This is a genomic window from Falsiroseomonas oryzae (genome assembly GCF_027856955.1).
Classification (GTDB): domain Bacteria; phylum Pseudomonadota; class Alphaproteobacteria; order Acetobacterales; family Acetobacteraceae; genus Falsiroseomonas; species Falsiroseomonas oryzae.
On record NZ_JAPSMD010000931.1, the window covers coordinates 1 to 774 of the forward strand.

At 77.3% G+C, this 774-nt stretch carries 1 protein-coding gene; it reads right to left on the minus strand.

What is annotated here, in order from left to right; all coding sequences use genetic code 11:
- Nucleotides 1–774 (minus strand): tripartite tricarboxylate transporter substrate binding protein (locus OZN99_RS32760; RefSeq protein ID WP_270939351.1); only part of this gene is annotated, 774 nt, incomplete at both ends.

A 774-nucleotide genomic window follows, 5' to 3' on the forward strand; every position in this document is an offset into this window, starting at 1 on the left:
GCGGCGTGCAGCGCCGCGAGCGCGGCGGCCGGGGTGCCGGCGCGCAGGAACAGCCCCTGCCAGGACCGCATCATCGCCGCCGGCGGCAGCCCCGCCTCGCCGAAGCTCGGCACGTCCGGCAGGCCCTCGGCGCGGCGCTCCTGCATCACGCCGAGCAGGCGCACGCGGCCTTCCGCGGCGGCGGGCGCCTGGTAGCCGGCGACCAGGTCGAACATCATCTCGACATCGCCCGCCAGCAGCGCCTGGAAGGCCGGCGCGCCGCCGCGGTACTGCACCGCCTCGAAGCGCCCGCCCACCGCCCGGAACAGCAGCTCCGCCCCGAGATGCGAGGAGGTGCCGACGCCCGCGGTGCCGATCGTCACCCCCGGGCCGCGCGAACGCTCGATCGCTTCGGCGATGCTGCGCAGCCCCGATCGCGCGCTGGCCATCACCACGACCGGCAGCGCGGTGAGCTGGCCGACCATCTGCACGTCGCGCGCCGGATCGTAGCCGAGCTGCGGGATCAGCCCGGGATTGGTCACGAGCTGCAGCCCCGCGAAGCCCAGCGTGAGGCCATCCGCCGGCGCGGCGATCACCGCCTGGGACGCCAGGTTGCCCGAGGCGCCGGCGCGGTTCTCCACCACGACGTTCTGGCCCAGGACCTTCGCCATCTCCGGCGCCGCGAGGCGCGCGACGAGGTCGGCCGTGCCGCCCGGCGCGAAGCCGACGACGAGGCGCAGCGGACGGTCCGGCCGCCAGGCCCCCTGCGCGCGGGCGGACCGGGCTGCCGTCGCC